The sequence below is a fragment of the Mesorhizobium sp. B3-1-6 genome, from assembly GCF_006439555.1.
Classification (GTDB): Bacteria; Pseudomonadota; Alphaproteobacteria; order Rhizobiales; family Rhizobiaceae; genus Mesorhizobium.
Genome location: NZ_VFTM01000012.1, coordinates 56,100 through 80,588, shown reverse-complemented (window position 1 = coordinate 80,588; position 24,489 = coordinate 56,100). Strand labels below are relative to the sequence as shown.

Genomic DNA, 24,489 nt, shown 5'->3' with positions numbered 1-24,489 from the left:
TTAGTTCCTCAGCGATTTGCCGGTTTCAGCGGAGAACAGATGCGCGCGGCTCAGATCGAAGCTCATGCCGATCCGGTCGCCCGCTTTCAACGGTTTCGGATTGAGCATGCGCGACACCCAGTCGGCGCCGTTGAACTCGGCGAAGACCAGCGTTTCGTTGCCGAGCGGTTCGGTGATGCTGACCGGCAGCTCGACGCGGTGGACTTCTGTTTCGCCGCCGGAGCTGAGGCCGTGACCGGTCGGATAGAAGTCGTCCGGACGAATGCCGAACACGACCTTGTCGCCGGCCGCCGTCTTCGACTTGAACTGGCCGGGCAGCGGCAGGCTGGCGCCGCCGCTGAAAACAAGCTTGCCATCGCTCACCGCCGCCTCGTGCAGGTTCATCGGTGGCGAGCCGATGAAGCCAGCGACGAAGTGGGTCGCGGGTCGGCTGAACACCTCGTCCGGCGTGCCGACCTGCTCGATATGGCCGGAGCGCATGATGACGATGCGGTCGGCAAGCGTCATCGCCTCGACCTGGTCGTGGGTGACGTAGATGACCGTCGACTTGACCTTGGCGTGCAGCTTCTTGATCTCGGTGCGCATCTGCGTGCGCAGCTTGGCATCGAGGTTGGAGAGCGGCTCGTCGAACAGGAAGACATCGGGATCGCGCACGATGGCACGGCCCATGGCGACGCGCTGGCGCTGGCCGCCGGAGAGCTGCGAGGGACGGCGCTCGAGCAGTTCGTCGAGGCCGAGGATGGCGGAGGCTTCCGCCACGCGCCGGTCCATGTCGTCCTTGGCCGCACCCGCGATCTTCAAGGAGAAGCCGAGGTTCTCGCGCACCGTCATATGCGGGTAGAGCGCATAGGACTGGAACACCATGGAGATGTTGCGCGAGCGCGGCGGCAGGTCGTTGACCACGCGGCCGCCGATGTCGATCGTGCCGCCGCTGATATCCTCGAGGCCGGCAATCATACGCAGAGTCGTCGACTTGCCACAGCCGGACGGACCGACCAGCGCGATGAATTCGCGGTCGGCGATGTCGAGATCGATGCCGTGCACGATCTCCATGTTGCCGTAGCGTTTGGTGAGCTTTTTCAGCGAAACCGTTGCCATGAAGTCAACCTTTTACCGCGCCGGAGGTGAGGCCGCCGACGAGGTGTTTCTGGACGATGTAAGTAAGGGTCAGCGCCGGGATGATCATCACCACGGCCAGCGCGCACATGCCGCGCCAGTCGATGGTGAACTCGGCCGTGTAGTCGAGGAGCCCGACGGGCAGCGTCTTGGAATTGACGGAACGGGTAAGCTGCGAAGCCAAAGCGAACTCGTTCCAGCAGGTGAGGAAGGCGAAGATCGCGGCCGAGGCGATGCCCGGACGCGCCAGCGGGAATTCGACCTGCCAGAAGGCTTGCCAGCGCGTGCAGCCGTCGATCTGCGCGGCTTCGGCGAGGTCTTTCGGCACCTGGCGGAAGAAGCCGTCGATCAGCCAGATCGTGAAGGGCACGTTGAGCGCGACATAGGCCAGGATCATGCCGATATGGGTGTCGATGATGCCCAGCCGCACATAGAGGAAGAACAGTGGAAGCGAGAGCGCGATGCCGGGCACGGTGCGCGTCAGCATCAGGCCGAGGAACATGCCCGACTTGCCGCGGAACCGGTAGCGCGCGAAGGCGTAGCCGCCGGCCATGCCGATGGCCACCGCGATCACCGTCGAGGTGACCGAGATGATCAGCGAGTTGCGGAAATAGTCCAGCACCGGGATGCCGCCCTTGCCGATACCGCTGAACATCGCGACATAGGCATCGAAGGAGAGTTCTTGCGGGATCCAGACCGGCGGCTTGGCCATGATCTCGACCGTGGGCCTGAGCGACGACAGCACGATCCAGATGCCCGGCAGGCAGATGAGCAGCATGGCGAGGAACAGGCCGACACGGTGCGCGACGGTCAGCGCGCGGCGCGTGAGGCGGGCAGAGGCGTTCTCGTCCATCGTCACCACTCCGCGCCGATCTGCGCGCGCGCCGCGGCGAGCTTGTTGTAGAAATAGACGGTGAAGGCGATCGACAGCAGGATCGAGAAATAGGCCATGGCGTTGGCGAGACCCATGCGGGCGTCGCTGTAGGCGGTGCGCCCGACCAGTGTCCACAACAGCTCGGTTCGGCCGGCCGGGCCGCCGTCGGTCATGATCTTGACGATGTCAAAGGCGCGCGCGACGTCGAGCGAGCGGATCGTCATGGCGATATAGGCGAAGGGCATGACGAAGGGCCAGGTGACATAGCGGAAGGTCTGCCAGGGCGTGCAGCCGTCGACGCGCGCCGCCTCGATCGGCTCCTTGGGCATGGCGAGCAGGCCGGCCAGGATCAGGATGGCGAAGATCGAGGTCGACGACCAGATCTCGGCGATCGAGATGGCGATGAAGGCGAGATGGCCTTCGATCAGCCACGGGATGGCGTCCTGCGTGATGCCCAGCGACTGCAGCGCGTTGTTCACCAGGCCGATATTGTCGTTGAACATGAATTTGAACTGGAAGCCGACCAGGATCGGCGAGAACATCATGGGGAACATCATCAGCGTGCGCAGGATGCGCTGGCCGCGCGTCGCCTTCTCCACCACCATGGCCAAGCCGAGGCCGAGCAGCATTTCAAGGTTCAGCGCGATGGTGAGCAGGAGCACGGTTCGGCCGAAAGCCCACCAGAAATCCGCATTGGACAGGATCGAGAGATAGTTGCGAAGGCCGACGAAGACGAAGAACGTCTCGGGCCGCGTCAGGCGGAACGGCGTGAAGCTGGAATAGAGCGACAGGATCAACGGCAGCACCACGACCGCCGCCAGCACGACGATGGCCGGGAGCAGCAGCAGGAACGGCGCGGATGGCTTGAAGCCCTTCATCGGGACCCTGTGAAAGAAACGACTGAGCCAGCCCCGGCCGAAGCCTGGGGGAGATTTGAGCAGCCGCAAAGGCTGCAGCCTCCCCGGTTTGCCGGGGAGGCGATTTACGAGCGCGATGCCTAAAGCTTGCCGGCGTCCTGGAGGATCTGCGTCGCCTTGGCGGCCGCCTCGTCCAGGGCCTGCTTGGACGTCTTGTCGCCGAGGATCGCCGCCTGCAACTCGGGGTAGACGGCGTTCGATATCTCGATCCATTCCGGCGTCTGCGGCACGGCGAAGGCGTGCTTGGCTTCCTCCTGGAAGGCGGAGAGAACCTCCTTCTTGTAAGGATCGTTTTCAGCCTGCTTCAGGTCCCAGTCCCAAACCGCGGTGCGGGTCGGCAGCGGGCCAGCGGCGGCTTCCAGCTTCTGGCTGTCCTCGTTGGTCAGCCACCAGACCAGGGAGGCGGCGGCTTCCTTGTTGGCGCAGTTCTCGGTCACCGAGAAGCCGTGGAACCCGGACCAGCCGGTGCGCTTGCCGGAAGACCCCTTGGGCGCGACTTTCACGCCGACATTGCCGGCGACCTTCGAGGACTTCGGATCGTTGAAGAAACCGGCCCAGCCCGGCCAGTCGAGGTTGATCGCCACGGTGCCCGAGGCAAAGCCCTGGCCGAGATCGTCCCAGAGATAGTTGGTCGTGCCGGCCGGCACGGCCTTGGCCTTGTAAAGGTTGACGAACCAGTCGAGCGCGCGGATGCCGGCCTCGGAGTTGAAGACGGGCTTGCCGTCCTTGTCGAGATATTCGCCGCCCTCGGCGACCACCATCTCGTAGAAGCGGCCGTTGATCGCCTCTTCCTTGCCGGCGAACTGCGTGCCGTAGAAATTGGGCGGGTTGGCGAAGAACTCGGCCTGGTCGGTGACTTCCTTCCAGGTGTCGGGCGGCGCAAGGTCATAGCCGTATTTGGCCTTGAACTTGGTCTTGTTGTCGGCATTCTCGTAGAGGCTCTTCTGGTAGTAGAGCGCCGAGACGTCGAACTGCGCGCGCGGCAGCATTTCCAGCTTGCCGTCGATGGTCGCGGCCTTGATCGTCGACGGCACGAAAGCGTCGATCTCTTCCTTCGGCAAGAGCTTGCTGAGGTCGGTGTAAAGGCCCGTATACTGCGGCGCGAAGGACGAATGGTTCCAGCCGACGCACCAGTTGGTGCTGCCCGAGGCGATGTCGGACTTCAATTCCTTGTCGATGTCGAAGCCGTTCTTCTTGGTCAGGATGTTGACCTTGGCGCCGGTCGCCTTCTCCCATTCGGGGATGCGCTCGTAGAGCTTTTCATATTGCTGGCCGCCGATCAGCTTCACGTCGATCGTCACGCCCGGAAATTTTCCGGGCAGATCGGCCGAAAACGCCGTGCTGCTCAGCAGCAGGCCAGCCAGGCCGGCGGAAATGCCTAGAACCAGTCTCGTCATGTTCTCCTCCCATGGGCTCGCAGCGACGGCCCGCCGAGTGCGTGACCGATCGCTTAAGCTTCATTCATATGCAAATAGCATTTTCATTCCCGGGTCAAGATGATTATGCTTCCAGCGGAATGAAGTTCATGCATATATGCAGATCGAAATTCACTGGAGGGGCAGGTGGCAGAGGAAGAAGATGGGGACCGCTACCGCGCGCCGGCGCTCGACAAGGGGCTGGATATTCTCGAATTGCTGTCCAGCGTGGATGGCGGGTTGACACAGGCGGAGATCGCCAAGCGGCTGGACCGAAGCCCAAACGAGTTCTACCGTATGCTCGACCGGCTGGTGCGGCGCGGCTATGTCACCAAGATCGATGGCGACCGTTATTCGCTGACGCTCAAGCTGTTCGGGCTGGCGCAGCTGCACGCCCCTGTGCGCAGGCTGGTGTCCTACGCGACGCCGATCATGCGGGAACTGGCCGAAACCTCATGGCAGGCCAACCAATTGGTGGTGTTCGACCGCGGCGCCGCCGTGGTCATCGCGCAGCAGGAAGCGCCGCGTTACTGGGGCATCTCGATCCGCGTCGGCTCGCATATCAGCCTGTTCGACACCGGTTCCGGCCATGTGCTGCTTGCCTTCCGCTCAGCCGAAGAGCGCAAGATGATGATCGCCGAGCATCTGCAGAGCACCGAACAGCTCAACCTGACGCCGGAGTTCTTCGCCCGTCTCGACCAGGTGCGCGACCGGGGTTACGAGATGATGGCGTCGCTGCAGACCGCCGGCGTCTACAATCTTTCGACGCCGGTGCTGGGCCCCGACGGCAGAGCCATCGCGGCACTGACCATCCCCTACATCACCCTGGTCAACGCGCCGACGGCGCCGGATATCACGCTGACGATTCGGCATCTGCAAGGCGCCGCCGCCAGGCTCTCGCAGCTCGCCGGATCCGATGTGCCGCAGTCGCAGTAATTTCTTATTTGAATAATGGATTTTTCGGCGGGATAGTGTCTTAGAGCGGGATGAACTCAAAAGCAGCCGGTCATCCCGCTCTAACGCCTTGTTTTTTGGAGCATGATCTTATCCGAAAAGTCTGCAACTTTTCGGGATCATTCTCCGGGCCACGGAGGATACATCGCCATGATCATCGACACGCATCTGCATCTCATCGACCAGAGCGCGCTCCGCTATCCGTGGCTGGCCGGCGCGCCGGCGCTCAACCGCGATTTCTCCTATGAGGAATATGCCGCCGACGCGCGGCGCTCAGGCATCGAAGGCGTCCTGCATATGGAGGTCGATGTCGACCCCGCCGATATCGTTGCCGAGACAGCTTATGTGAAGTCGATCGCCGGCCGGGCGGATAGCTTACTCAAGGGCGCGATCGCCTCCTGCCGGCCCGAGGAGGCCGGTTTCGAGGCCTATCTGGAAACGGTCAAGGCCGAGCCCTTCGTCAAGGGTTTCCGGCGCGTGCTGCATGTCGTGCCCGACGATGTCTCGGAAGGGCCGCTGTTTCGCCGGAACATCAAGCGGCTGGCCGGCACCGGACTGACCTTCGATCTTGTGGTGCTGCCGCACCAGATCCCGAAGGCGATGGCGCTTGCCGACCTCGCGCCCGACGTCCAGTTCGTTCTCGACCATTGTGGCGTGCCCGACATCAAGGGCAATGCCGAGCATCCGTGGCGCGAGCATATGGAAGCAATCGCCAAGCGGCCGAACGTCACGGCCAAGATCTCCGGCGTCGTCGCCTATGCCGACCCGGCGACGTGGACGGTCGAGGCGCTCCGGCCCTATGTCGAGCACACGATCCGTTGCTTCGGCTGGGATCGGGTGATCTGGGGCAGCGACTGGCCGGTCTGCACGCTGGGCGGCGGGCTGACGACCTGGGTTGCCGCCACCCATGCACTGCTTGCCGGCACGAGCGAGGCGGAGCGAGCACGCCTGCTTTCGGGCAATGCGCGCCAGTTGTGGCGGCTTGGATAGGCTAAAAAAGGAGCTCGCCTGCAAACTAATCGCTGTCAGCGAGCATTTGCGCCGGCACACCGAGCTCTGGCCCGGCGTCGGCGAGCCGCTGATCAAGCGTATATATCGTGGCGCCATGCTCCGATGCGATGGCGAGATGCAGCGCGTCCCCTGCTCGAAGTCCAAGATCGTGCCGATCGGCAAACCTCGCTGCCGCCCGGAACTGCCCGCCCGTCACGCCCAGGACGGTAAAGCTCTCCGCGACAAGCCTATTAAACACGGCAAGCGCGGCGGCGCGCTGTTCCAGGCTGATTTGTCCTGTGCCTAGCTTGATCGCCATGGCGGACGACATCTCGGTGACGGTCCAGTCGCTAATGAGTAGCTGCGCCGGCTCCTGTTCCGTCAGCCAAGCCTGCACACGCGGCGTCATCGTTTCGTTCGAGAGAGCCGCCACGATCAGCGACGTGTCGAGATAGAGCATCAGTAGCGATCGCCATCCCGCATCGACCGGACGAGATCGGCGGCGCCCTGGGACTGGGCCGACATCGCTGCCGTCAGCGAGCGAAGCAGCGCGATATCGATCGGTTTGCGCGGCCCGACTACGGCAGTGAGTCGTGCGACCGGCTTGCCGCGACGAGTGATGTCGATCGAATCGCCCGCCTCGACCCGGTCGATCAGTTCGCTGAGGTGGGCCTTGGCATCGGCCAGATTGATCGCATTCATGTCACACTCCTGACCATGTAGATAGTCATGTAGCGCATCGGGCTGAACAATTCCAGAACGATGCTTCTCTGCGATCAACTGACGGCTGGACCAGCCTCTGTAACCCCAAGGTGTCGTATGCTAAGTCGCCCAAGTGCGACATTTTACGAGGGCGACCAGGAATCCAACAGCTTGCCGCTCGATCTAAACCGTCGTGCGAACGTGGCGCTCGCGGCCGTAGAGCGAGACCAGAAGCAGGATGACCAGGCCGAGCGCGGCCTGTACCGTCGACGGCCGGAAGCCGAGTCCGATCAGCAGCGTGTTGATTTCGGTCAACACCAGGACGCCGGCGATGGTGCCGAGATAGCTGCCGCGACCGCCGACAAGCGCCGCGCCGCCGACCACGACGGCGGCGATCGTCTGGAAGAGATAGGGCTGGCCGACATCGCCATAGGCCGAGCCGGTGAAGCCGAGCAGCAACACGCCGGCGACAGCCGCGAAGAAGGCGCTGGCCGCATAGGTGACGACCCACATGCGCAACGGATCGATTAGCGCCAGGGGCGCTGCCTCCGGGTTGCTGCCGACCGCGTAGAGCCGGCGGCCATAGGGCGTGCGGGCAAGCACCAGCACGATCAGCGCCGTCAGTACCACGAGGCAGGGCACCAGCAAGGGCACGGGCAAGGGACCGACCGAGCCGCCGATCGAGACGAAGCTGGACACGGCCTGCGGCGCCGAGCCGGATGGAAAACCGCCGGTCCACAACAGCACGGCGCCCTGGACGATCATGCCGATGCCGAGCGTGACGATCAGCGGATGGATGTTGAGCCCGCGCGAGATCAACCCGTTCAGCGCGCCGATGGCGACGGCAAGAACACCGACGACAACGCAGACCAGGGCGAAGTTCCAGCCCTGGCCGTAAAGCTGCGCCGCCACGACGTTGGCGAAGCCGATGACGAAGGGGATGGACAGGTCGATGCCGCCGAGGATGACGACCAGCGTCTGGCCGATCGAAGCCACCGCCAGAAGCGAGGCGATGACCAGCAGCGCGCGGATGGCGAAGGGCGCCGAATAGCCGGGGATGAGCAGCGTGCCGACGATCTGCAGCAGCAGCGCCATCAGGAAGGCACCGGCGATGCGGGCGTTGGTGGACTGGAACCAGTTGCTTATCATCCCGGTCAGCCTTTCCGCCTCGACAGCCGTTCCTGCACCGCCGTCAACACCACGGCGATAACGAGGATCAGGCCATAGGCGATCTGCAGCACATAGGTTGAAACGTTGAAGGTTGTGAGCAGGCTCTGCAGCAGGAAGATGTCGATGGCGCCGATCGCCGCACCGCCAAGCCCGCCGCGCCCGCCGGCGAGGCTAACGCCGCCGAGCGCCACGGCGGCAATCGCAATCAGTGTGTAGGTCGGGCCGATATTGGGGTCGGCCGAGCCGATCAGCGAGGTGAGCATCAGCCCAGCCGCGGCGGCGAAGATCCCGGTCAGGACATAGGCGATGAGCCGCACCTTGGTCACCGGCACTCCGGCGGTATAGGCGGCGCGGTCGTCGCTGCCGACGGCCATCAGCAGGTCGTAATAGGGCGTTCGGCGCACCAGGAGCCAGCACAGGCCGATCAGCGCCAGCGGTAGGATCGAGAGCGGCCCGGCCATCGCCTTCAGCCAGTCCGGCGCGGGGCCGATCGGCGCCGGCAGGATGGTGAGCGTGACGCCGGTCAGGATCAGATAGGTGCCGAGCGTCGCCACGATCGGTTGAATGCGCAGGATCGTGGCGAGCACACCGTTCGCGGCGCCGACCGCCGCGCCAACCAGCAGAGCTGCGGGAACAATGATCCACGGTGACGAGATGCCGAGGTTGAGGAACAGCACCTGGATGACCAAAGCATTGACAAAGCCCATGAGCGGACCGACGGATATATCGATGCCGCCGCGTCCCGCCAGGATGACCGGGGCAGAGGCGACGGCCGCGCCGATCAGCGGTGCGGCCAGCCCCAGCAGCGTGCCCCAGGACGAAGGCTGAAAGCGCGCCGGATTGAGCGTGAGATTGAGCACGAGCAGGACGACGAGCATCACCACGGCAAAGCCGACGCCACGGAGCTTGCGAAGGACCGGGCTCATGCGGCGCGCCCGAACATGGCGGCGATCACGGTGTCGGTGGTCATCTCCGCGCCCGCGAACTCGGCCGACACGCGCTGCTCGCGGAACACCAGCACGCGGTGGCAGAGAAGCAATATCTCCTCGATCTCGCTGGACAGGATCACCAGGGCCATGCCCTCGGCGGCGAGGCCACGGAAGACGTCATAAAGCACATGACGGGTCGCCACGTCGACGCCACGCGTCGGATCGTTGAGCAGAAGGAAGTTCGGCTCCAGCGCAAGCGCCCGGGCGAGCAGCACCTTCTGCTGGTTGCCGCCGGACAGCGTCGTTATGGCCGCATCCGGACGCGGCGCGACGATGCTGAGTTTCTGCCTGTAGGTCTCATAGCGACGACGGCGTGCCGCGAAGCTCAAGAAGCCGAAGCGGCGGTCGTTCGACACGGTGGAGATGGCGAAATTGTCGAGCACCGACTGCGTCGGGAAAATGCCGGTCGAGCGGCGGTCGCGCGGCAGATAGGCGATGCCGCCGGCGACGGCCTTGCGGAAGCTGGTGATCGACCCCGCCTTGCCGTCGACTGCGATCTCGCCGGCGACTGGCCGCTCGAGCCCGGCCAGTGCGCGCAGGAAGCGTTCCTGGCCATGGCCGTCGAGGCCGGCAAGACCGACAATCTCGCCCGCCGCGATCGTCAGACCGATCGGATCGACACCGGGAGCGATGACGAGCTCCCGCACACGGAGGGCCTTTGCATCAGCCATGCGCCAGCTCCGCGGCCGTCTGCGGCGCCATCGCCGCCAGGAGCTCGACCGGCGTCGAAACACCGCGCTCCTCAGTCTTCACCACCCGGCCGGCGCGCAGGATGGATATGCGGTCGGACAAAGCCATCACCTCGTCCATGCGGTGCGTGATGAACAGGATCAGCGTGCCCGCCCCGGCCATCGCGCGCATCAGCGCGAAGACCGACTCGCGGTCGGCGAAGTCGAGCGCCGCCGTCACCTCGTCGAGGATCAGGACACGCGGGTTGCGGATGACGGCGCGGGCAAGCACGACAAGCTGTCGCGCGGCAAGCGGCAGCTCGCCGCATGGCCGGTCGAGATCGATCGGCGTCACCGCGAAGCGGCCGAGCGCGGCCTGAGCCCGGGCGCGGCGGTCGCCAAGCGGCACGCCTCGTCGCCACAGGCCGTCCAGGCCGAGCAGGATGTTGTCGGTCACCGAACGATCGGGCGCGACCAGCACCTCCTGGAAGACGGTAGCAAAGCCAGCGGCCTGGAAGGCGGCGGGCTGCGTGCCGGAAAACGCCTTGCCGCCCAGCAGGATCGCACCGCCATCCGGCTGCACGATGCCGGACAACAGCTTCACCAGCGTGCTCTTGCCCGAGCCATTCTCACCGAGGATCGTATGGATCGTGCCGGGACGGAAGGCGATCGACGCCTCGGCCAGCGCGACGGTTTCGCCATAGCGCTTGGAAACGCCTTGGACTTCGAGCATGTCTCTTTCCAAAAACAGAGAAGCCGGCCCTTAGAGCGTTTCACCGTTTCACGGAAACGGCAAACCGCTCTATCTTTTCGTTTTGACGCAATTCCGGACGGAAAACCGTTTCACACTTTTCCTGGAATTGCTTTAGCGAGAGCCGGCTTCGCAAAACATCACTTGGCGCAGGCGTCCGGCACCTTGGAATAATCCCAGCCCTTGGTCGGCGCGGGATTGGTGAAATAGGCGTCGAGCACCTCCTCGGGCACCGGGTCGGTCGGCGGCACCGGGAAGACCGAAACGGCATCCGGCGTCATGCAGTCCTTGTACCATTTGTCGAGCTCGGCGGCATGCACCGGCGGGATCGGGATCAGCAGCGTGTTGAGCTTCGGCTTCTGGCCATCGAGCATGCGCTCTCCGACGCGAAACAGCGTCTGCGCGGTCCAGCCCGGCAGCACGGCATGGCCCTCGAAGCGGTATTTGTCGGGATTGGCCTTCCAGTAGCCGAGCGCGTCGCCGGTGATCGAGCCGGTGATCAGCGGCGCCGGCCGACCGGCTTCGGCGAAGGCTTCGGCCACGACGCGGCTTTCGGAGCCGGTCGTCCACACCGCGTCGATCGGCGCGGGATTGGTGGCGATGGCCTGCAGCACCACGGTCTTGGTGACGTTGGCCGTCCAGTTGCCGTTGACGGTGCGCGCGACCTTGAGGCCCTTGTTCTCGCCAAGCGCCTTGTCGGCGCCCTGCTTTTCCTGGACCACGATCGGATGACCGGCGATGCCTTCCACCACCAGCACGCTGGCGTCGGGCTTTGCCTTGCCGATCGCCGTCATCATGTCATAGCCCCAGCGGGCATAGTTGGAATCGACATTGATGGCGTTGGGGCTGGTGATGGAGCCCGCCGCGGTGATGAAGGGGATGCCAGCCTTGGCGGCGGCATCCACGGCATCGTCGAGCGCCGTCGCCGAGCCGGGGATCGAGGTGATGATCGAACATTTCTTGTCGATGAAGGCGCGGATCTGGTTGATCTGCTGGCTCGGGTCGTTGTTCGAATCCGACACTTCGAAGCTCGACACCGTGCCGTCGGCGATCAGGCCCTCGACCAGCCGCTTCAGCTCCTTGGTGACCGAGACGCGCCACGGATTGCCCTGGTAGCTCTCCGAGTGGCACCATTTCCACGGCTTGGCCGGCGGCGTGAAATTATCCCAGGCCGACGGCAGCACTTTCTGCGGCGCACCGTCATACTGCGCCTTGAGATCGGCAGGCAGGCCGTCGATCACCGACTTCACGTCGGCGGCATGGGCGGCGAACGGGATCGAGACTATGGCGGTTGCGGCGAGCAGGCCGCGTATCAGGCTGGTCATTTTTTCCTCCCTTGGTGCACCAGAAACTAGCCGGCGGCGGCCGGCGCGAAACTTTCCCTGAACAGGCGATTGATGTCGGCGACGACTTGGCCGGCGTCCTGCCTGCCGGCAAGGCCTTCATTGATGCGGTCCGAAGCCTGCTGTTGGAACGCCATGTAGCCGTCGTGGCGCGGGCGGACCCAGGCGCCTTCGAGCGTCGCCCTCGTGTCGCGATAGAAGTGGCCGGTCGCGGCGTTGACGGCGTCGTCCTCCCAGGCCGCGGCATGGCCGGGCTGGCCGCCGGCGGCTGCGTAAGGCCCGCGCTGCACGTCGCCGCTGGCAATCCAGTAGGCGAAGTCGATCGCCGCCTCGCGCGCGGCGGAAAAGGCCGAGACGGCAATACCGGTTCCGCCAAGCGCCGAGCCGATCGGGCCGTTGCCGCCGGCGACCGGCATGTCGGCGAAGGCAAGACTGTGCGGTCGGAAACCCGCCACCGCATAGGGAACATAACCGTAGATCAGTGGCGCGCAGGCGATGCGGGAATTGGCTTCCGCCATCCTTTCAAAGACCGCGATCGGGTCCATGGTCAGGCATGCGGGATCGACGAGCGCCGCGATCTCGCGCAGCATCTCGAAGGCGGTTTCGCCGGTCTCGCCATCGATAAGGTCGACCGAACCGTCGACGATGCACGGCCGGCCAAGATCGGCGGCCAATGTGTAGAAGCACATCAGCGAATGCGGCGGCCGGAGCGGCAAGAGAACGCGGCCCTGCTCGGCAAGCGCCAGCACTTCGGTCCAGATCGCCGGCGCGGCTTCGATCAGATCCGGCCGCCAGGCCTGAACCTGGGTCGCGGCATCGATCGGAAACGCCCATTGCCGGCCCTGCCAGGTGTAACTCGGATAGGATTGGCCGACGCTTCCGGCGGCGAGTGCCTTGCGTTCCGCCTCGCGTCCCGGCACATCGAGCGGCGCCAGACACTTTTCGGCGGTGATCTGGCCGACATGCGGATGGTCGATGACGATCAAATCATAGGCGCGGGCGAGTTCTTCCACCGGAAAGGATTCGAAATCCTGCAGCGAGCGCTTTTCCCATTCGATCGAAACGCCGGTCTTTTCCTTCCACAGCGCCGAGCACGCCACCATCGGATCGTAGCCGCGCGGATGGCTCCAGGTCATGCCTTTCAGCCGGATCACAGGCCGAACTCCGCGCGAATCCTGTCGCTGTGCTCGCCGATGCGCGGGGCGGCGCGATCCACCCTGGCGCGGGCGCCATCGACGCGCAGCGGCGTGCGGGTGGTTAGGATCGAGACATTGTCCTCGCGCGTCACGGTCTGCAGCATGTCGAGCGTCTTGAAGCCGTCGCTTTCCATCAGTTCCGGCCAGGTCAGCACCTTGGCGCACCAGACATCGGCGGGCTCGAGGATGGCCAGCCATTCGTCGATGGTCTTTTGCCCGATGCGCCTGGCGACGATCGCCTTGATCTCGTCGCGGGCGGTGAACCAGGTCGCCGGCTTGTCGCGGAAAGGATGGAGTTCGGGCAGTTCGAGCAGGTCGGCAATCTTCGGGATCGGCGTCATGGCAATCGCCAGATAGCCGTCCTTGGCAGGATAGACGCCGTAGGGCGCCGACAGATAGGCGTGGGCGCTGCGGAAGGACGAGCGCTTCGGCAGACGGCGGCCGTCGTTGAGATGCGTGGTCAGCACCTCGAACTGGAAATCGATCAGCGCCTCGAGGAGGCTGGTCTCGACATGGCCGCCCACACCGGTGATGCCGCGCCGCACCAGCTTGGCGAGGATGCCTTGCGCGCAGGCAGCGCCCGCCAGCATGTCGGCGATCGCCAGGCCGAACGGCACGGGCCCCTGCTCCTCGTCGCCGTTCAGCCACATCACGCCGGAACGGGCCTGGGCGAGCAGATCCTGCCCCGGGCGCTTGACCCAGGGACCGTCCTCGCCATAGCCGCTGATCGAGGCGTAGACGAGCCGGGGGTTGATCGTTCTCACATGCTCATAGTCGAGGCCGAGCCGCTCGATCACACCCGGCCGGAAATTCTGGATGAGCACGTCGGCCCTGGCGATCAGCGCGCGCAACATCGCAAGATCGGCCTCATTCTTGAGGTCGACGGCCAGGCTCTCCTTGCCGCGGTTGATGGCGTGGAAAATGGTGGAATCGCCACCGATCTCGGTGTCGCTGAGATAGAGCCGGCGCGACAGGTCGCCGCCATCGGGCCGCTCGATCTTGATGACGCGCGCGCCGAGGTCGAGCAGGCGCAACGAGCAATAGGGTCCCGACAGGAACTGGCTCATGTCGACGACGACGAGGCCGGTCAGCGGAAGTTCGTTTTCAGCGGCCACGGTTCACTTCTCTGTCTTGCCGACGAAATCGGCCGGGTTCTTGTATTTCACCGTCTGCAGATGCTCGCAGTAGAGCACCAGCTCTCCTTCACCCTTGAAGACTTCATAGCTGGCGCGGATCAGGCCCATGTCCTGGTAGCGCGGCTTTTTGTCGAGGTTGGTTCGGATCGAATAGATGGTGTCGCCGATGAAGACCGGCTTGATGAATCTGAGCTTGTCATAGCCGTAGGAAAAGGCGTTGATGCAATTGGTGGCGACCAGGCCGAGCCCGGCCGAAAAGACGAAGGCGCCCGCTACGAGCCGCCGGCCGAAAATGCCTTCCTTCCCGGCGAACATCTGGTCCTGCACGTAAGGATGGATGTCCAGCACCAGCGCATTGAACATATGGCTTTCGCCCTCGGCGATGGTGCGGCGGAGCGAACGGATTTTGTGGCCGGCCTGCCAGTCCTCGTAGAACCAGTTTTCCGAATTCCAGACGGGGATGCCGGCATGCGCCTCAGGCATGTCGGCCGGATGCGTCGAGGCGACGCCGATGGTCGGCGCGAACGCGCTCATGATCCTCTCCGGAAGCTTCCGGCGCGGTCTGCAAGGCGGTTCCGGGCACGAAGCCGGATTGCGAGACGCATGTCGCTTTTCCTCCCGTCAATTTTCTTTTGTGAATAATATTTTCACATATGGGATTGCCTTGCAAGCGACGATCGGCGAAATTTTTGGAAAGCCGGCACGAGCGCAGCAGCGTCGGCGATGGGAGGAAGATCGATGCAAAGCGCCTGTCTTGTCTTTGTCGGCAGCCTCAACCGCGAGGCTCCCTATTTCCAGGGCGCGCGCGGCGTCGGCCTCGGCGTCTACGCTTTCGACGAGGCGACGCTTGCCGTGCAAAAGCTTGCCGAGACCGACGAGGTCGACAACCCGACCTTCCTGTCGGTGACGCCGGACGGGGCGCGCATCTATGCCAATTCGGAAGTCTTCGCCTGGCGCGAGGGAACGGTCACGGCCTATCGCTTCGATCGCGCCACCAATTCACTCGCCTATATCAACAAGCAGCCGTCGCTTGGCAGCATCACCGCGCACAACACGATCACCCGCGACGGCGGCAAGCTGCTGGTCGCGAATTACGGCATGGGAAGCGGCGGCCCCGACAAGGCGGTCGCTGTGTTCGGCTTCGCGGCCGACGGCGGCCTGACCGCGCCGCTGGCGAGCGTGGCGCATTCCGGCACCGGCCCCAACGCCGACCGGCAGGAGCGATCACACGCCCACAGCGTCACCGAAACCGTTGAGGGCGGCGTTGCCATCGTCGCCGATCTCGGCATCGACCAGCTGGTCTCCTACCGGATAGAGCCCGACGGCACGCTGATGAAGCTCGCTTCCTCGGCGCTGGCACCCGGCGCCGGGCCGCGTCACGTCGCGCTGCATCCGAACGGCCGCTTCGTCTTCGTCATGAACGAGCTGGACTCGACGGTGGTGTCGCTGGCGCTTGAGCCGTCTTCAGGCAGGCTTGATCTCATCGACACCAAGCCGGCGGTTCCCGGAGAGGCGCGCGCGCATAATCACTGCGCCGACATCCAGATCTCGCCCGACGGCCGCTTTCTCTACGGCTCCAACAGAGGCCATGACAGCGTCGCCATCTTCGCCGTCGACCAGCTGTCTGGGAAATTGGAGCTGGTCGACCTCGCGCCTTGCGGCGGCGCGACGCCGCGCAACCTCGCGCTGACGCCATCGGGCAGGCATCTGTTTTCGGCCAACCAAAACGCCGACCGCATCTCGATCTTCGCCCGCGACGAGACGAGCGGCCGGCTGACCGACACCGGCCACGCCATCGAAATCGGAACGCCGATGTGCGTGCGGATCACGCGGGACCCGCTTTGATCCTAATGCATGTCGCCCAGAAGTGCGCAGCGGTTCTGGGACAACGACATGCATCAAAACAAAGACCTAAAGCGCGTCGTCTAAATCCGTTTCAGCGCGACGCGCTTTAGCGGCTGACTTGGCTCACTGGCCGACCCGGGCGAACGAGCCGGTATAGGTCTGGCCGGCAAGCGCGTAGGTAACGTTGAGTGTTCCTGGCGACGGCATCGTGGCCGTGATGTCGGCGCCGTTCGGCAGCCGCCCGAGCTTCAACGTGTTGCCGGAAATCCTGCCGGAGCCGTCGGCGACGCCCGGCTTGTTGTCGGCCAAGTCGCCCCATGCGTAGCTGGCCGTCACCTGCCCGCCCGAGGACACGGTCAGCACCGCCAGCTTGCCGTCATACATGCCGTTGAGCTGCCCGGCCCATATGCCTAAGAATGCGGCGTATCTGGCCGGAACGCCCTTACCAGGCGGAACGACCGCGACTGTCTGATCCAGCACGGCCGAATTCAGCGAGGCCGGAGCGGGAACAGCGGCCGGAGCGGGTTGCGGATCAGCAACAGGCTGTGTGTCTGGGGTCGATTGGCAAGCAGCAAGCGCGAATAGCGCGACGCCAAGCGTGAGCAACAGACTGTTTGGTCGCGCAAGCCGTCCGGGTCGAACCCGTCTCCGCGCCTGATTCCCATCCAGGACCGGAATATTCATAAGCATCCCTCTGACAGGAAGCCCTTAGCCTAGTTGCCGCCGCCGGCATAGGAATTTCCTCGGGCGCGGTCCTTTGCGCTCAGGGCGAACAACCGGGCGAGCAGGCCGTCGCCGCCAAACCCGCCGGATTTCGAGACGATCGCCGTTCCGTCCCATGCGCCCGCGACCATCCGGCTCATCGCAACGCCTGGCTCGTACAGTCCCTCGCAGAGAAGATGGGAGGCAGCGCAAATGCGGACCAGCAGCCGCAAGGTCCATCCGCCCGTCACCAGCACGGCCCGCGGGCGCGGCGTGGCGGCCACCAGCCGTTCGAGCGAACGCTCGATCATGCCGCGCGCCTCCAGAACCGAGACCGCATTCGGGGTAGCGGCCAGCACGACCGGCGGCTCGATCTGCATGGCACTGCGACCGTCCATCACTAAGGACCGCAATCCTGGGACCGCCGCGATCTGGCGCAGCGTCGCCGGATGGTTGGTCCCGCAAATCGCCAGATCGAGCGCCGGCGGCCGCAAACCGGTAGGAGCCCGCCCGGCGAGCACCGAGGCCAGTCCGCCGGTGCCGATATAGAGATCGTCGTCGCCCGTCCCGAACGCAGCGACGGCATCTGCAAGCTCGGCGTCGCTAGAAGCATCGGCGACAACAAATCCGCCCGACGCGGTGCCTTTGCCTGGCATCGCGGCCGGGATGCCGTGGCTTGACAAGGCATCGACCAAGACGGGCCCGACCGGCGCCATGCCTTCCGGCGAGAGCACAAGCTGCCGCCCGTCGACCGTTACCCTGCCCATTGCCGGAAATGCGGGAGCAAAAAGCGCCCGGCTGAACCGTCCGGCGCGAAAGGCGGCGGCTGCCTCAGCGATCGGGTGGCCGCGCATGACGCTGTCGATCTTCTTGAACGTGAGCAGGCCCCGTTCGCGGCCGGCGAAAATATCGGCGACACGCCTAGAAGCCGTTGCCTCGTCGAGATCGCGTGTATCGAGGTCGATCGCATTGCCGCCGAAGATGGCAGGCGGCCGATCGAGCCAGACCTTGACCGGGTCTTCGGGCGTGGCGAAATAGCCGGCCGTGTCGAGCGCGCCGGTGATGTCGTCCGCGACGATCAGGACATCCTGCTTGCCAACGCCGCGCCCGGTCGGGCCATCGTTCACGCGGCCTTCTCCGCGGTGAGCGACAAGGCGTAATCGATCGCCTCGATGAGGCTGCTTTCGCGGGCGATGCCGCGGCCGGCTATGTCGAAGGCGGTGCCGTGGTCGACAGAGGTCCGCACGATCGGCAGGCCGAGCGTGATGTTGACCCCGCTCAGGCCTAGCCATTCACCGGTTCGCGGGTCGATCTGGAAACCGAGCAGCTTCACCGGAATATGGCCTTGGTCGTGATACATGGCCACGACCGCATCATAGGCGCCGCCGCGCATTTTCACGAAGACCGTGTCGCCCGGGACGGGACCATGGATATCGTAGCCGCGCGCCCTGTAGTCGGCGACGATCGGCTCCGTGACGCGGATGTCGTGGGTGCCGAAAATGCCGCCTTCGCCGGCATGCGGATTGAGCGCGGCGATCGCGACGCGGGGGGCGGCGATGCCCAGATGCCGCAACGCTTCGATCGTCAGGTCGAGAACCCGGCGCATGCGTGGCTCCGTCGCCCGCTTCGGCACGTCCTCAAGCGCAATGTGCGTGGTGACATGGCTTACGCGGAAGGACCCGTGCGAGAGCATCATCGCGCTGTCGCGTGCACCGGTCAGCGCCGCCAGCAGTTCGGTGTGGCCCGGGAACCGATGACCCGCCAGATGCAGCGATTCCTTGTTGAGCGGCGCGGTGACGATGGCCGACGCCTCACCCGCCATCGTGCGGCGCACGCCTTCAGCCACGGCCGCATAGGCCTGCCTGCCGCCTTCCGCCGACACCTGGCCAATGGCGACGGCGGAGCCCTCGATCGGCCAGATGCCGAGCGGTGCGTTCGCCTTCGCGATGGCGGGTAATGGCAAGCCCAGCGACCGGGCCGTTTCGCCCAGCGCCGCCAGCGACCCGATCAGCCGGAGCCGAAACGCGCCGGTCTCGAGCTGCGGCGCGAAATGCCGGCCGGCCTTGAGCGCGATCTCGGGTCCGACGCCCGCCGGATCGCCGACGGTGATGGCAATGGTTGGTGTCATTCAACTCTCCCAAGGGATGTCCGGGCGTTCACGCCAACAATCACGCCAAAGGCCGCCCGCCGTCGACCGGGATGACAACGCCCGTCGCGAAGCGAAGCTGGGCCGCCGCGGCCAGAACCGCCTCGGCGACGTCGTCGGGCGTGCCCAATCGCCCGAGCGGCGTCCGGCTCGCCTGTTCATCGCGCCAGGACTCGTCGCGGCCCTTGATGAAATCGGTGTCGACGACGCCGGGTGAAACCGAGACGACCCTGATTTTCGGCGCGAGCGCGCGCGCCAGCGACTTGGTCAGGTTGTCGACCGCGGCCTTGGACGCGCAATAGGCGATGTTGCTGCCCATGGCGGTCACACCCGCGATCGACGAGATGTTGACGACGACGCCGTTGCCGGTGCGGTCTAGCAGCGGCCGCATTGCCCGCGTCGTGGCGATGACGCCGCGCACATTGACGCTGAGGATACGGTCGATCAACGCGTCGTCCAGGCTGTCGAGGTCCGGGTGCGGCACGAAACGGGTTATGCCGGCGCAGTTGACCAGAATATCCAGCCGGCCGAACCGCTTATCGATCTGCTCAGCCAGCCGCGCCAGGCAGCCGCTGTCGGTGACGGCCGCCTCGGCGACGAGATGATCGCCGGGCGCCAGCGTCGAGATCAGCGCTTCGGCCGCCTGGCGCGAGCTGTTGTACCCGACGACGACCGAGGCCCCTTCCTGCGCGAGCCTGGATACGATCTGCGCCCCGATACCGCCAGTCGCTCCGGTCACCAGGGCGACCTTGTCATGCAGCATTGTCGCCATGGCCGTCTCCGTGTCAGGTGCGTCGCTTGTGCGCGACCAGCGCCATGAGATTGCGGTCGCGCCAAGTGCTGCGCTCGCCCAGCCGGGATGCCGGCAGCTTTTCGCGGCGCTCGGCTTCGGCCCTGGCGATGAGCGCTTCGGACCACGGCGCCGGATCGCGCCTTGCCAGCGCGATCGCGTGGTAGAGCGGCCCCAAGCGCCGTGCGTAATCCGCGATCCCGCCCGGCGCGTTGAGGTCGATCGTCTCGAACGGTCCCATGAAGGACCAGCGGTAGCCAAGCCCGTGCGACACGGTCAGATCTATGTCGGCCGCACTTGCGACGCCCTCCTCCAGCAAGGCCCAGGCCTCGTTGAGCAGTGCCCCCTGGAGCCGGTTGAGGACAAAACCGTCAACCTCCTTGCGCACGACGATAGCGGCCTGGCCCGCCTGTTCCATCTGCTCCCGCAGCCAGGGCACGACGTCGGCATCGGTCCATGGCGCCGGAACAAGTTCGACCAGCGGGATCAGATGCGGAGGATTGACGGGATGCGCCACGAGGAAGCGGGCCCGGTTGACGCATCGCTCCGTGAAAGCCGAGGCGGGAATGCCTGAGCTCGAACTGCCCACGACCGCGTCCGGCCGCATGGCCCGGTCGATCTCGAGGCAGACTGCCTGCTTGACGTCACGCCGTTCGAGCACCGATTCCTGGATATAGTCGGCGCCAGCGACCGCGGCCTCCAGCGTGTCGACAACGCTCAACCGCCGCATGACGGGATCGATGGCGTCTACCAGCCCGGCTTCCTGCATGTCGGCGAGACTGGCGCGGATCCTGTCGATCACCGCTGCGCGGGTCTCGGCGCTGCCGTCATAGACGACCACGTCATGCCCGGCCCGGGCGAAGACGATCGACCAGCCGCGGCCGACAAGCCCCGCCCCGACGATGGCGACCTTGCGGATTGCCTCCATTACTGCACCCGCGATTTCTCGCCGTCCGCGAGGCAGATTTCAGTGATGCGCAGGCCATCCTTGGTGATGCGCGACGGGAAACGGTCCTTCAGCCGCTCTTCGTGGATGGGAATGACGCGGCGCGCCTCGTAGTTCACCTGCTTCATCATCTCCTCGGTCGCCAGCACGAGATTGGTCTGGCTGCCGACGGCAAGCCCCACCGGGACATAGAGCGTCTCGACATCGACGGCCGCTCCCGAGCCCTCGATATTGTCGAAGACATAGACCAGATCGCCCGCCAGCACCCAGGTGTCTTCCTTGCCGTTGCGCACGGTGACCCACATCGAACCATAGGTGTGGCTGTCGAAGGCGGGATTGAGATCGACATTCGGCAGCACGTCCTGCCTGGCGCCATCGAGCGTCACCAGCCGCTTCTGGCGGGCAAGGTCGACGCCGCGCACGATATCGCCCGGGTCGACGGCGACGTTCATCCAGCGCATGCGGTCCGGCAGCGACATCGCCCAGACCCATTTCGCGATCTCCTTCTCCTGGATGTAGAAGGTCGCCTTGGGGAAGTCCTCGACATTGCCGAAATGGTCGAAGTGGGCGTGCGTGACGAAGACCGTGTCGACGTCCTTCGGCGACAGGCCGATCTCGCCGAGGACGGTCTCGGGCGAGCGCCAGTTCTCGACGCCGAACTTGTCGCCGAGATGCTTGCCGTAGTCCTTGTTGTTGTAGCCGACATCGACCATGGCGACGTGGCCGTTGCCCTTGATCAGCGCATAGCAATAGGGAAGCTTGACGTAGCCCTGGTTGTGGGCGCCGTAGAGCACGCCGCTCTTGTGGTAGCTGGTGACGTAGCTGTACTCAAGCACCCAGATCGAATATTGGCCCATCGTTTCCTCCCTGATATCGCCAACGCTGTGCACAACTGCAGCAGGCATGATTGAAGTCGACCGGCGTCATGCCGGCGCGCGGTTCCGACGCCGCCTGCAGCCAGGCATAGGCGTGCTTGACCCTGTCTCCCGCCCGGTCGAGATGCTGCTGCCAGTCGCGTTGCAGCCGGGCCAGACCGAAATCGTCCAGCACTTCGCCGAGCGTCGCGTGCGCGGTCTCCAGGCGGGCGAGATGGCCTTCCAGGCCGCCCGGCGCCTGCAAGACGCCCAGGCGCTGCTCGACCTCGGCCCAGCGCTCGCGCGCCGCAAGGATATCCGGCAGGTCGAGCACATCGCGGCGGCCGCCGGCCTCGGCCAGGATGAGTAGGCCGGCGACCTGCCCGATCAACCTGCGCAGGCCGTCATAGACGGGACGGGTGGCGACCACGTAGCGGACGACGGCCTCGTTGGCCGCAGGATCGTTCTCGATGGTCTGCTTGGTTTCCGCGCTTTCGGCGCCCGATGGCGGCGGCATGATCAGCTCGCAATCGTAGCGGTGGACGGTGACCGCGCGCTCGAAGAACCGCTTGGCGGACAGGTCAGCCATCATGCCTCCGACGCGTCGTCGCGCGCTCGATCACGGCGCCCGGCGGGATCATCTGCACGACTGGCTCGCGTCCGGCATTCGTGCCAAGCTCCCTGGCCAGCGAGATCGTCGCCTCCAACATCTTTTCGATCGGCTGCTGGACCGTGGTCAGCCCGTGCGAGGGCCAGTGGGCCATCTCGATGTCGTCGAAGCCGACGATCGAGATGTCGTCCGGCACGCCAAGGCCAAGCTCGCGCCGCACCCCATCGAGGAAGCCGATGGCGAGAATGTCGTTGGCGCAGAACACGCCGTCGGGCATCTCCTTGAGATCGCGCAGCTTGCGGGCGGCCTCGTAGCCGGCATGGTAGCTGAACTGCCCCGCCTCGATGACGACGGGAGCGGCAAGACCCCGTTCGACCGCGCGCTCGCTGAAGCCGCGGTGACGGGCGACATTGGTCGAGGCATCCGCCAGCGCGGCGATGTAGGCCAGGCGCCGGTGGCCGGTGTCGACCAGATAGTCGGCAATGCTGCGGCCGCCGAGGATGTTGTCGCAGGAGATGCCGAAGGCATGGTCGTCGGCCGACAGCCGGTTGAAGAAGATCACCGGCGTGCCGGCCTTGCGGCACTCCTGCGCGGCTTCCGAGGACAAGGTCGCCGCGAGAATGATGGCGAGGTCCGGCTGGTAGTTGAGGAGGAGGCGCAGCGCCTGGTCGACCTCGCCCGACTGGTCCGCCGCGACCAGCATCACATTCATGTCGATGGCCCGCAGTTCGGTGGTGAGCCGGGTCAGCACTTCCGGATAGAACGGGTTGGTGATGTCGGCGACGACCACGCCGACGATGCGCGTCTTCTTGGTGATGAGACTGCGCGCGAAGGGGTTCGGCGAATAGCCGATCTCCCGCGCGCGGTTCAGCACCACGTCCCGCGTGTCCTTGGCGATCACCGCATCGGCGTGAAAAGCCCTGGAGACGGTCGAAACAGACATGCCCAGATCCCGCGCCAGATCCTTAACGGTCACGCGGGGCTTGCTGTTCTTGTTACGGGCGACGATCGACATGAAAACTCCGTTGGCGCGCTGCCTTAGGCCTCGTTGCGACCTCCGTAGCGGCGGACCCGTATGTTGGCCTGCTCGGCATGTCCGTAGAATCCCTCGAGGACACACAGACGCGAACAATATTCGCCGATCATGGCGCTCGCTTCGTCGGTCAGGACGCGCTGATAGGTGCAGGTCTTGATGAACTTGCCAACCCACAAACCGCCGGTGTAGCGGGCCGCCTTCTTGGTCGGCAGCGTATGATTGGTGCCGATGACCTTGTCGCCATAGGCGACATTGGTGCGCGGCCCCAGGAACAGCGCGCCGTAGTTGCGCATGTTGTTCAAGAAGTAGTCGGGATCTCGCGTCATCACCTGCACGTGCTCGGAGGCGATCCGGTCGGCTTCCGCGACCATCTCCTCGTAGGATTCGCACACGATCACCTCGCCGTAGTCGGCCCAGGCCTTGGCGGCGATCTCGGCCGTCGGCAGCACCTTCAGCTGGCGCTCGATCTCCGCCATGGTGTCGCGCGCCAGCTTCTCGGAATTGGTCAGAAGCACCGCCGGGCTCGTCGGGCCGTGTTCGGCCTGGCCGAGCAGGTCGGTCGCGCAGATCTCGCCGTCGACGCTGTCGTCGGCGATCACCAGCGTTTCGGTCGGGCCGGCGAACAGGTCGATACCGATGCGGCCGTAGAGCTGGCGCTTGGCCTCGGCGACGAAGGCGTTGCCGGGGCCGACAAGCATGTCGACACGCCCGATGGTCTCGGTTCCGAGCGCCATGGCGCCGACGGCCTGGATGCCGCCCAGAACGTAGATTTCGTCGGCGCCGCCCATATGCATGGCGGCGACAATCGCCGGATGCGGCCCGCCCTGGAAAGGCGGCGCGCAGGCGATGATCTTCTTCACGCCGGCGACCCTTGCGGTAACCACGCTCATATGCGCGGAGGCGACCATCGGATATTTGCCGCCCGGCACGTAGCAGCCGACCGTCTCGACGGGGATGTTCTTGTGGCCAAGGACGACACCGGGCAGGGTTTCCACCTCGAGGTCCTGCAGGCAGGCGCGCTGCTTCTCGGCGAAATTGCGGACCTGCGCCTGGGCGAAGCGGATGTCCTCCAGGTCCCTCGCCGAGATTTTGGAAATGGCCTCTTCTATATCGCGGTCGCTCAGCCGGAAGCTCGGCGGCGACCATTTGTCGAAACGCTCCGACAGTTCCCGGACGGCGGCGTCGCCCCGTTTCTCGATATCGGCGAGGATCGTCTCGACGGTCGTGCGGACAACCGCGTCGCCCTGGGCGATAGCCTCGGGATCCCTGCCCCGCTTCAGAAAGGTCGGCATTTTCTCATCCTTGTCTTGGGTGAGATGGACGGCAGGATGCCGTCCAT

The 24,489-nt window shown here is 65.1% G+C and carries 26 protein-coding genes; 3 read left to right on the top strand and 23 right to left on the bottom strand.

Annotation, left to right across the window (positions count from 1 at the left end; translation table 11 throughout):
• The 4 genes from ugpC to FJ414_RS12920 all read right to left on the bottom strand — a co-directional run bounded on the left by ugpC (position 1) and on the right by FJ414_RS12920 (position 4,304).
• On the bottom strand, positions 1 to 1,098 hold the full coding sequence (gene ugpC / locus FJ414_RS12935; RefSeq protein ID WP_140644768.1) for a sn-glycerol-3-phosphate ABC transporter ATP-binding protein UgpC: 1,098 nt from the start codon (positions 1,096 to 1,098) through the stop codon (positions 1 to 3).
• Between the two features lie 4 nt (positions 1,099 to 1,102).
• Positions 1,103 to 1,969, bottom strand: a complete 867-nt coding sequence (locus FJ414_RS12930; RefSeq protein ID WP_140644767.1) for a carbohydrate ABC transporter permease — start codon at positions 1,967 to 1,969, stop codon at positions 1,103 to 1,105.
• Between the two features lie 2 nt (positions 1,970 to 1,971).
• Positions 1,972 to 2,868 carry a sugar ABC transporter permease gene (locus FJ414_RS12925; protein ID WP_140644766.1) on the bottom strand — a complete coding sequence of 299 codons (897 nt, stop codon included), beginning with the start codon at positions 2,866 to 2,868 and terminating at the stop codon, positions 1,972 to 1,974.
• Positions 2,869 to 2,987: 119 nt separating this feature from the next.
• Positions 2,988 to 4,304 carry a sugar ABC transporter substrate-binding protein gene (locus FJ414_RS12920; protein WP_140644765.1) on the bottom strand — a complete coding sequence of 439 codons (1,317 nt, stop codon included), beginning with the start codon at positions 4,302 to 4,304 and terminating at the stop codon, positions 2,988 to 2,990.
• Between the two features lie 165 nt (positions 4,305 to 4,469).
• Here FJ414_RS12920 and FJ414_RS12915 point away from each other — a divergent pair, with 165 nt between their 5' ends.
• Positions 4,470 to 5,258, top strand: a complete 789-nt coding sequence (locus FJ414_RS12915) for an IclR family transcriptional regulator (RefSeq protein ID WP_140644764.1) — start codon at positions 4,470 to 4,472, stop codon at positions 5,256 to 5,258.
• Between the two features lie 168 nt (positions 5,259 to 5,426).
• Positions 5,427 to 6,266 carry an amidohydrolase gene (locus tag FJ414_RS12910; protein ID WP_140644763.1) on the top strand — a complete coding sequence of 280 codons (840 nt, stop codon included), beginning with the start codon at positions 5,427 to 5,429 and terminating at the stop codon, positions 6,264 to 6,266.
• A gap of 25 nt (positions 6,267 to 6,291) precedes the next feature.
• On the opposite strand, the gene FJ414_RS12905 is transcribed toward FJ414_RS12910, so the two are convergent.
• The 10 genes from FJ414_RS12905 to FJ414_RS12860 form a co-directional block, all read right to left on the bottom strand.
• On the bottom strand, positions 6,292 to 6,726 hold the full coding sequence (locus FJ414_RS12905) for a type II toxin-antitoxin system VapC family toxin (protein ID WP_140644762.1): 435 nt from the start codon (positions 6,724 to 6,726) through the stop codon (positions 6,292 to 6,294).
• A complete protein-coding gene (locus tag FJ414_RS12900) occupies positions 6,726 to 6,968 on the bottom strand; it encodes a type II toxin-antitoxin system Phd/YefM family antitoxin (protein WP_140644761.1) in 243 nt (80 codons plus the stop codon). The genes FJ414_RS12905 and FJ414_RS12900 overlap by 1 nt, the downstream gene beginning before the upstream one ends.
• Positions 6,969 to 7,151: 183 nt before the next feature.
• The gene (locus FJ414_RS12895; protein ID WP_140644760.1) at positions 7,152 to 8,117 is read right to left on the bottom strand and encodes an ABC transporter permease; all 966 of its coding nucleotides are present in this window, start codon (positions 8,115 to 8,117) and stop codon (positions 7,152 to 7,154) included.
• Between the two features lie 5 nt (positions 8,118 to 8,122).
• Positions 8,123 to 9,064 carry an ABC transporter permease gene (locus tag FJ414_RS12890; RefSeq protein WP_140644759.1) on the bottom strand — a complete coding sequence of 314 codons (942 nt, stop codon included), beginning with the start codon at positions 9,062 to 9,064 and terminating at the stop codon, positions 8,123 to 8,125.
• Entirely contained in the window at positions 9,061 to 9,798 is a 738-nt protein-coding gene (locus FJ414_RS12885) for an ATP-binding cassette domain-containing protein (protein ID WP_140644758.1), read from the bottom strand. The genes FJ414_RS12890 and FJ414_RS12885 overlap by 4 nt, the downstream gene beginning before the upstream one ends.
• Entirely contained in the window at positions 9,791 to 10,528 is a 738-nt protein-coding gene (locus tag FJ414_RS12880; RefSeq protein WP_140644757.1) for an ATP-binding cassette domain-containing protein, read from the bottom strand. The genes FJ414_RS12885 and FJ414_RS12880 overlap by 8 nt, the downstream gene beginning before the upstream one ends.
• Positions 10,529 to 10,686: 158 nt before the next feature.
• Positions 10,687 to 11,871 carry a substrate-binding domain-containing protein gene (locus FJ414_RS12875; RefSeq protein ID WP_140644756.1) on the bottom strand — a complete coding sequence of 395 codons (1,185 nt, stop codon included), beginning with the start codon at positions 11,869 to 11,871 and terminating at the stop codon, positions 10,687 to 10,689.
• Between the two features lie 26 nt (positions 11,872 to 11,897).
• Positions 11,898 to 13,025, bottom strand: coding sequence for an extracellular solute-binding protein (locus tag FJ414_RS12870; RefSeq protein ID WP_140644843.1), 1,128 nt, complete (start codon positions 13,023 to 13,025; stop codon positions 11,898 to 11,900).
• Positions 13,026 to 13,039: 14 nt separating this feature from the next.
• The gene (locus FJ414_RS12865; RefSeq protein WP_140644755.1) at positions 13,040 to 14,200 is read right to left on the bottom strand and encodes a CaiB/BaiF CoA-transferase family protein; all 1,161 of its coding nucleotides are present in this window, start codon (positions 14,198 to 14,200) and stop codon (positions 13,040 to 13,042) included.
• A gap of 3 nt (positions 14,201 to 14,203) precedes the next feature.
• Complete coding sequence (locus tag FJ414_RS12860; RefSeq protein WP_140644754.1) at positions 14,204 to 14,755, bottom strand: MaoC family dehydratase; 552 nt, start codon at positions 14,753 to 14,755, stop codon at positions 14,204 to 14,206.
• A gap of 204 nt (positions 14,756 to 14,959) precedes the next feature.
• On the opposite strand from FJ414_RS12860, the gene FJ414_RS12855 reads away from it, so the two are divergent.
• On the top strand, positions 14,960 to 16,066 hold the full coding sequence (locus tag FJ414_RS12855; protein ID WP_140644753.1) for a lactonase family protein: 1,107 nt from the start codon (positions 14,960 to 14,962) through the stop codon (positions 16,064 to 16,066).
• Positions 16,067 to 16,189: 123 nt separating this feature from the next.
• Here the strand turns inward: FJ414_RS12855 and FJ414_RS12850 are convergent, their stop codons facing one another.
• The 9 genes from FJ414_RS12850 to hisD all read right to left on the bottom strand — a co-directional run bounded on the left by FJ414_RS12850 (position 16,190) and on the right by hisD (position 24,442).
• A complete protein-coding gene (locus tag FJ414_RS12850) occupies positions 16,190 to 16,546 on the bottom strand; it encodes a hypothetical protein (RefSeq protein ID WP_246672382.1) in 357 nt (118 codons plus the stop codon).
• Positions 16,547 to 16,779: 233 nt separating this feature from the next.
• Complete coding sequence (locus FJ414_RS12845; protein ID WP_140644752.1) at positions 16,780 to 17,895, bottom strand: four-carbon acid sugar kinase family protein; 1,116 nt, start codon at positions 17,893 to 17,895, stop codon at positions 16,780 to 16,782.
• Positions 17,892 to 18,896 carry a 4-hydroxythreonine-4-phosphate dehydrogenase PdxA gene (gene pdxA / locus FJ414_RS12840; RefSeq protein ID WP_140644751.1) on the bottom strand — a complete coding sequence of 335 codons (1,005 nt, stop codon included), beginning with the start codon at positions 18,894 to 18,896 and terminating at the stop codon, positions 17,892 to 17,894. The genes FJ414_RS12845 and pdxA overlap by 4 nt, the downstream gene beginning before the upstream one ends.
• A gap of 40 nt (positions 18,897 to 18,936) precedes the next feature.
• Positions 18,937 to 19,686, bottom strand: coding sequence for an SDR family oxidoreductase (locus FJ414_RS12835; RefSeq protein WP_140644750.1), 750 nt, complete (start codon positions 19,684 to 19,686; stop codon positions 18,937 to 18,939).
• A gap of 13 nt (positions 19,687 to 19,699) precedes the next feature.
• Positions 19,700 to 20,632: a 3-hydroxyacyl-CoA dehydrogenase gene (locus tag FJ414_RS12830; protein WP_140644749.1), complete on the bottom strand. Its 933-nt coding sequence runs from the start codon at positions 20,630 to 20,632 to the stop codon at positions 19,700 to 19,702.
• The gene (locus FJ414_RS12825) at positions 20,632 to 21,507 is read right to left on the bottom strand and encodes an N-acyl homoserine lactonase family protein (protein ID WP_140644748.1); all 876 of its coding nucleotides are present in this window, start codon (positions 21,505 to 21,507) and stop codon (positions 20,632 to 20,634) included. The genes FJ414_RS12830 and FJ414_RS12825 overlap by 1 nt, the downstream gene beginning before the upstream one ends.
• Complete coding sequence (locus tag FJ414_RS12820) at positions 21,479 to 22,093, bottom strand: hypothetical protein (protein ID WP_140644747.1); 615 nt, start codon at positions 22,091 to 22,093, stop codon at positions 21,479 to 21,481. The genes FJ414_RS12825 and FJ414_RS12820 overlap by 29 nt, the downstream gene beginning before the upstream one ends.
• Positions 22,086 to 23,129, bottom strand: a complete 1,044-nt coding sequence (locus FJ414_RS12815; RefSeq protein ID WP_140644746.1) for a LacI family DNA-binding transcriptional regulator — start codon at positions 23,127 to 23,129, stop codon at positions 22,086 to 22,088. The genes FJ414_RS12820 and FJ414_RS12815 overlap by 8 nt, the downstream gene beginning before the upstream one ends.
• A 23-nt stretch (positions 23,130 to 23,152) precedes the next feature.
• Positions 23,153 to 24,442 carry a histidinol dehydrogenase gene (gene hisD / locus FJ414_RS12810; RefSeq protein WP_140644745.1) on the bottom strand — a complete coding sequence of 430 codons (1,290 nt, stop codon included), beginning with the start codon at positions 24,440 to 24,442 and terminating at the stop codon, positions 23,153 to 23,155.
• Positions 24,443 to 24,489 lie beyond the last annotated feature (47 nt).